Source organism: Wolbachia endosymbiont of Atemnus politus (assembly GCF_013309895.1).
Window position 1 is genome coordinate 1 of record NZ_JAAXCS010000106.1, and the last position, 4256, is coordinate 4256.

Sequence of the window (4256 nt, forward strand, 5' to 3'; positions counted from 1 at the left end):
AGCACTGGGATGACACCCTTCTTTTTTTCTGGATCCCAGTGTCCGCTACTTGAATGACACCCTAGGGGCACTGGGATGACAAAAAAAGGGCTCTGGGATGACACCCTAGGGGGCACTGGGATATAACCTTGTCATTCCAGCGCGTGACGCTGAGTTTTTATATTTATATAGTTTATAAAGTTAAGGTCAGTGTCACGCACTGGGATGACAGAAGAAGGCGCTGGAATGACACCATATGGCTACTTTCATAACACCATTTGTTGTTTTTATCCTATGGTTATACTACCCTGTCTACCTTATTTTGCCGCTCTCCTGAACGGATATACTTAAAGCACCAACTTCTTCGGATCCACACACAGCTCTATTAGAAGTTTTGTGACCGTAATCGCAGAAAACATCGAGCATAAGATGCCTATTGATAAAGTAACGGAGAAACCTCTGATTGCTCCGCTGCCAATAACGAACATTATCCCTGCAGCAATTAACGTAGTGATATTTGAATCAAGAATTGTTTTTATTGCGTTTTTAAACCCTTCTTCAATAGCACGAACTGTTCTTTTTCCTGATTTTATTTCCTCGCGAATGCGTTCAAATATCAAAACATTTGCGTCTACTGACATACCAACAGTTAGCGCAATGCCGGCAATTCCAGGTAGAGTAAGAGTTGCTTCAAGTAGGGTAAGAATTAAAAGTATAGAAATCACATCAAAAAGCAATGCAACAGAGGCCAACAAACCTAACTTGCCGTAAGTAATAATTATAAATAAGGCAACGGCTACAATAGAGATTATCGCTGCTATCTCTCCTGCTTTTATTGACTCTTCTCCAAGGCTTGGACCGATATTTTTCTCTTCTATTATTTTAAGTGGTGCTGGCAATGCACCAGATTTTAAGAGTATCGCCAGTTCACTTGCTTGTTTTTCAGTGAAATTACCACTAATTTCTCCCTCTCCATTTAATATTGGTTCACGTATTGTTGGCACAGTTAAGACTGTGTTATCTAAAATAATTACAAAGGGCTTTCCTACATTTTCTTTAGTAATTTTCGCGAATCTTTTACTCGCTATGCTGTCAAACTTAAAATGTACTGTTGGTTTACCTAAGTGACCAAATCTAACTGATGCGTTAACCAACGAATCACCACCTATTTCAGTCTTGCGGAATATTGGATAAGAATTGCCTAGAGAATCCTTGAGTATTACGGTAGTTTCATGATCTACATCTTGCATTTTGGCCACATTAGTGTTTGCCAAATGGAAAGCTAGCTTAGCAGTTTTACCAAGCAGTGATTTTATTTGTTCAGTGTCTTCTACTCCTGGTACTTGGACTAATATCTTATTCTTTCCTTGTTTTTGCACGCTGACTTCCTTCGTGCCAAGTTTATCCAAACGTCTCTGGACATTATTTATTGACTCAGAAACTACTTCATTGATTAGAGAATTTCTATAATGAGATTTATATGAAATGAAAATCGAGGCATCTTTTTTATTTAGCTCTAAATTTGGGTTTATTTTGTGAACTAACGTTGAAACTTTTTTATAGTCATCAATATTATTTAAAGTTACGGCTACTTGTTTATCGCTTTGCACACTGGATTCAATGTTTTTTGCCAGCAGGCTTTCTTTCACCTCATCAGCTAACATACCCAATTTTTCTTTGAAGTAGGAATCTAAGCCTACACTCAGGAGTAAAGATGACCCACCTTTCAGGTCAAGCCCTAAGTTTATTCTCTTTTTTGAAACAAGAAACTTATTATCAAAAAAATTTGGCAATATTATATATAAAGCAAGCAAGAGGATGCACAACACCGAAAAAGATTTGATTATAAGCCTATTGCGCATGAGTTGTAGGTTTAAAGTTGTAGTGTAAGTTAAAAATGGATTTTTGTAAAATTCTCTCTATTGTCTAGTAACTTAAGGTGTTATGCAAGTAGCTGACACACAACCGCACAAACATTTGTTTGTTAAGGTTCGCACAATAAATGGTGTCATTCCAGTGCTTGACACTGGAATCCAGTAAGCTTATTTATTACATATAAAAGGTTATTATTTTGTAAAGGCAAAGCTGCTTTTAGTTTTACGTTAAAGTACAGTAAGTGCAAAATTTATATAATGAATTGTGTGGTAAAACTGGATCCCAGTGTCGGAGCACTGGGATGACATCAGACAAACAGTCGTATACATGCTAGTCAAAATAGGTACCAGAGGAAGCAGTCTTGCGGCTGCTCAAGCTTTAGAGGCAAAACGAAAGTTGCTGGAATCTTTTCCTGATTTAACTGCTAAGATCATTGAAATAAAAACTTCTGGTGACAAGCATACCAATGCAAACCTTGCTGAAATAGGAGGTAAAGGACTGTTCCTCAAAGAAATTGAGACTGAATTACTCGAGAATAATATAGACATAGCAGTCCATTCGCTAAAGGATGTTCCCGCATTTTTCTCAAAAGATTTAATAATTCCTTGTGTTTTAGAAAGGCTAAGTCCATGTGATGCGTTCATTTCCAATAAATATAACAGCCTTGAATCTTTACCAAAGCAAGCTACAATCGCAACTTCCTCAATAAGAAGAAAAGTCCAGTTACTAAATTTCAGACCAGATCTAAATATAGTGCCGCTCCGTGGAAATGTAGCAACTAGACTGCAAAACCATAATTTTGATGGAATAATTCTAGCTGAAGCCGGATTAATAAGGTTGAAAAAACATCACCTAGTTACGGAGGTACTGCCACCAAAAATTATGTTAAGTGCAGTGGGACAGGGGGCAATTTGCATTCAATGTCGGAAAAGTGATGTAAAAATTATCGATCTTTTAGAGAAAATTAACGATAATAAGTCTTTTATAAGAGTGAAATCAGAGCGCAGCTTTATGAAGACAGTAAATGGTTCATGCTTTACACCGCTTGCAGCTTTGGCAGAATATGTGAATGAAAATATGCTACATTTTCGTTGTATGCTGGCAGACAAAAAAAACATATATTTTACTGAGCGCACTTCGTTTGTAGAAGATGCGGAAAAAATGGGTATGGATGCAGGATTAGAGTTGAAATCAAAATGCTTATAAGCTTACCTAAAGTACGTGGAGTCTATCGCTATAATGTTTCGATGTCTAAAATGACGTGGTTGAACGTTGGTGGACAATCTGACGTACTATTTAAACCACGTGATATTGAAGATTTAATACGCTTGATTAAAAATACTGAATTGCCAATTAACGTTATCGGTGCAACATCCAACATAATAGTGCGAGATAGTGGCATTCGAGGCATAACAATAAAATTAGGTAAGGAGTTTGCATATATTAAATGTAAAGATAATAACGCTATCGTTGCAGGTGGTGCTGCGCCACTTAGCAATCTCGCTTACTTTGCAGGAGAGCAACAAATTAGTGGTCTCGAGTTTCTAGTTGGAATTCCAGGAACAGTTGGCGGTGGCCTAGAAATGAATGCAGGTGCGTATGGCAGTGATATTGCAAGTGTCGTGCAATCCATAAAAGCAGTGAATCTAGAGGATGGAAATCTATATGAATTCTCCAGCAAAGAAATGGGATATTTTTACCGTGGGCATAGCTTGAAAGGGCAATGGATTTTTATTGAAGCTGAGTTTAAAGGGGTAAGTTCAGAGCATGAGATTATACTAAGCAGAATAAAGGAAATTTTTGATAAAAAAAACAAAAGCCAACCAGTAAGAGGAAAAACTGCTGGGTGCATATTTAAAAATCCAAAAGACTATCAAGCATGGAAATTGATTGATGAATCTGGCTGCCGAGGATTAGATAATGGCGGAGCTAAAATTTCTAAGAAACACTGTAACTTTTTACTCAATTACAATAATGCAACTGCATCTGACTTAGAAAACCTCGGCAACAGGGTAAGAGATGCAGTGAAAGATAAGTTTAACGTTGAGCTCGAGTGGGAAATAAGGGTCTTAGGTAGCTGTTAGGCGGTTTTTATAGCTGTATTTCTCAGTTGTTCAACACTATCTATCTTAATTTGTAAAGTGTCCCTAATAAATTCATTAGCTTGGTCTTTGCTCATAAAAACTGTACGCTTGTTGGGCATTAATCTTTTTATGGCAGCTCTTGCTTTTTCATCATGCGCATGTTCAAGGAGCATATCAATTTCTTTTTTATCTTGCGGATGAGGTGTGCAAATATAGCTATGTTTCTTGAGATCTAGGTGTATGGTCCCAAAGTGTGATGGTATGAGTTTAGTATAAATAAATCAGGGGCACTGTAAACATATAAATTCAAAAGGTGTA

General features: G+C 37.1%; 4 protein-coding genes. 2 read left to right on the forward strand and 2 right to left on the reverse strand.

What is annotated here, in order from left to right; all coding sequences use genetic code 11:
- Positions 1 to 326 precede the first annotated feature (326 nt).
- Complete coding sequence (gene secD, locus HET73_RS06145) at positions 327 to 1841, reverse strand: protein translocase subunit SecD (protein ID WP_174133265.1); 1515 nt, start codon at positions 1839 to 1841, stop codon at positions 327 to 329.
- Between the two features lie 340 nt (positions 1842 to 2181).
- Here secD and hemC point away from each other — a divergent pair, with 340 nt between their 5' ends.
- Both hemC and murB read left to right on the forward strand, forming a co-directional pair.
- Positions 2182 to 3060: a hydroxymethylbilane synthase gene (hemC, locus tag HET73_RS06150; RefSeq protein ID WP_174133266.1), complete on the forward strand. Its 879-nt coding sequence runs from the start codon at positions 2182 to 2184 to the stop codon at positions 3058 to 3060.
- The gene (gene murB / locus HET73_RS06155; protein ID WP_174133264.1) at positions 3051 to 3938 is read left to right on the forward strand and encodes a UDP-N-acetylmuramate dehydrogenase; all 888 of its coding nucleotides are present in this window, start codon (positions 3051 to 3053) and stop codon (positions 3936 to 3938) included. The genes hemC and murB overlap by 10 nt, the downstream gene beginning before the upstream one ends.
- On the opposite strand, the gene HET73_RS06160 is transcribed toward murB, so the two are convergent.
- Positions 3935 to 4111 (reverse strand): hypothetical protein, encoded by a 177-nt coding sequence (locus HET73_RS06160; RefSeq protein WP_174133263.1) that lies wholly within the window; start codon positions 4109 to 4111, stop codon positions 3935 to 3937. The two genes, murB and HET73_RS06160, sit on opposite strands and share 4 nt — an antisense overlap.
- Positions 4112 to 4256 lie beyond the last annotated feature (145 nt).